Below are 2,297 nucleotides of genomic sequence, written 5' to 3'. Positions count from 1 at the left end.
GCGGTCCTTGGAGTACTGCTCGTACTCGGTGGACTGCAGGTTCACCGTGAACAGACCGGACTTCTCCAGCTGGTCCTTGATGAGCGCGTACTCGTCGGCCGAGGAGGGGCCGTAGTGCGACGGCGTGTACTGCAGGTCGAGCTTGACCGGGCCGGTGACCCCGGCGGCGGCGAGCACGGCCTTGGCGGCATCGGTCGACGGGCCGCCGGCCTTGTCGCCGTACAGACCCTTGAGCGCGGTGTTCGCGCCGGTGAGGCCGTCGGCCACGTAGGAGTACAGCGGCGTGTAGGTGTCCTTGAACACCTGCGAGGCCAGGGCCTTGCGGTCGACCAGGTCGGCCACGGCCTGGCGCACGGCCAGGGCCTTGGCGGCGTTCGCCTCGGGCGTCTTGGCGCCGAACGGCTGGGTGTCGAAGTTGAAGACGATGTAGCGGATCTCACCGCCGGGGCCGTCGACGACCTTGACCTTGGAGTCCGTGCGCAGGTCGGCCACGTCGGTGGCGGACAGGCTGCGGTACGCGACGTCGACGTTGCCCTGCTGGACGTCCAGCTTGAGGTTCGAGGAGTCGGCGTAGTACGTGACGTTCACGGTGTCGTTCTTCGGGGCGCCCAGCAGACCCTGGTAGCCGGCGTACTTGGCGTACGAGATGAGCTCGTTCTTCTTGTACGAGGTGATCGAGTACTGACCGGCGAACGGCTCGGCCTTGACGATCGAGTCGTCATCGAGCAGCTTGTCGGCGGGGAACACCTCCTCGTCGACGATCGGGCCGGCGGGGCTCGAGAGCACCTGCGGGAAGGTCTGGTCGTTCGCGGCCTTGAGGTGGAACACCACCGTGGTGGGGTCCTTGGCCTCGACCGAGTCGAGGTTGGTCAGCAGCGAGCTCGGGCCGTTCTCGTCGGCGATCTTGACGATCCGGTCGAACGAGAACTTCACGTCCGAGGACGTGAGGTCGTGGCCGTTGGCGAACTTGAGCCCCGGCTTGAGCGTGACGGTGTACTCGGTCGGCGAGGTGAACTCGGCCGACGCGGCGATGTCGGGCTGCACGTCAGGGCTGCCGTACGGGGTGTTGAGCAGGAACGGGTAGACCTGGTTGACGACGGCGAACGAGCCGTTGTCGTACTCACCGGCGGGGTCGATCGAGACGATCTTGTCGGTCGTGCCGACGGTGATGGTGCCGCCCGTGGCGCCCGCCGTGGTCGAGGACTTGCTGGCACCTCCGCCGCACGCGCTCAGGACCAGTGCTGCTGCTGTGACGCCGGCGCCCATGAGGAGCGCCCGCCTTCCGGTGCGTGCCAGTGCCATGCCGACCTCTTCCGTGATCTGCTCCGAGCGCGGGGAGACGGCGACGACGACGCGTCGTGCCCCGCGGAACGAATGGGTACGCCAGGCACTGTCCCGCTCGAAGATCACCGGGACAAGTCCGTGACGTCACAAATCCGTCTCGATCGGCGGACGGGGCGTCTCACGGGAATGAGACCGGGAGCTGGTCCCGACATGCGCTCCTGCAGGTCAGAGGCAGTCCGTGGACCGTTCGAGCGCCAGCAGGAACGTCTTGCGCTCGAGTCCGCCTGCGTAGCCGGTGAGTGTGCCGTCGGTACCGACCACGCGGTGGCAGGGCACGACGAGGGACAGCGGGTTGCGCTTCACGGCGGCCCCCACCGCACGGGCGGCTGCCGGGCGGCCGACGTGCCGCGCGAGCGCGCCGTAGGTGGTCGTCGCGCCGTACGGCAGCTCGCGCAGCGCGGCCCAGACCTCGCGCTGGAACGGGGTGCCGACCTCCCGGGTCGTCAGCTCGAACGTGCGCCGGCGCCCGTCGAGGTACTCCTCGAGCTGGTCGATCACGGTCTCGAAGCCCTCCGGGCCAACCTGCGGCCCGAGCCGTTCGGGGCGTGGTGCCGGGGTGTGCCCGGCCATGTAGACGCCGGTGAGCGCACCGTCGTCGTCGAGCACGAGGGTGAGCGGTCCGAGGACCGAGTCGATGACGGTGTGTCTCATGGCTGCTCCGGGAGCTGGTTGACGGGGTGCGGGGACAGGGCCCACAGGTGCTGGACGGCGTAGGCGCGCCAGGGGGACCACCGGGTCGCGGCGCGCAGCAGCCCGGCGCCGCCGGTAGGGAGCCCGAGGGTGCGGGCCGCGGCCTTCACCCCCAGGTCGGTCGCGGTGAAGGCGTCGGGGTCGCCGAGCGCGCGCATCGCGATGGTCTCCACCGTCCACGGGCCGATGCCGGGCAGGGCGGCCAGGGTGCGGCGCGCCTCGTCCCAGTCGGCGCCGGGGTCCAGCCGCAGCGTGCCGTCGGC

At 70.0% G+C, this 2,297-nt stretch carries 3 protein-coding genes; all 3 read right to left on the bottom strand.

Annotated features, from left to right (window positions below; translation table 11 throughout):
- The coding region (locus F2B26_RS15880; protein WP_159811004.1) for an ABC transporter substrate-binding protein at positions 1-1,302 on the bottom strand (1,302 nt) is incomplete at its 3' end.
- Positions 1,303-1,509: 207 nt separating this feature from the next.
- The gene (locus F2B26_RS15875; protein WP_159811002.1) at positions 1,510-1,995 is read right to left on the bottom strand and encodes a methylated-DNA--[protein]-cysteine S-methyltransferase; all 486 of its coding nucleotides are present in this window, start codon (positions 1,993-1,995) and stop codon (positions 1,510-1,512) included.
- Positions 1,992-2,297, bottom strand: a 306-nt coding sequence (locus F2B26_RS15870) for a DNA-3-methyladenine glycosylase family protein (RefSeq protein WP_369122554.1), incomplete at its 5' end; no start/stop codon positions are given. The genes F2B26_RS15875 and F2B26_RS15870, both read right to left, overlap by 4 nt.

This window comes from Cellulomonas citrea, from assembly GCF_009829685.1.
Classification (GTDB): Bacteria; Actinomycetota; Actinomycetes; order Actinomycetales; family Cellulomonadaceae; genus Cellulomonas; species Cellulomonas citrea.
Note: the sequence above shows the minus strand (reverse complement) of the source record. Positions and strands in the feature narration are given on the sequence as shown.

Bases quoted from the DNA above. Each gene is read 5' to 3' on its own strand.
- F2B26_RS15875 (WP_159811002.1), bottom strand. From the start codon at position 1,995: ATGAGACACACCGTCATCGACTCGGTCCTCGGACCGCTCACCCTCGTG.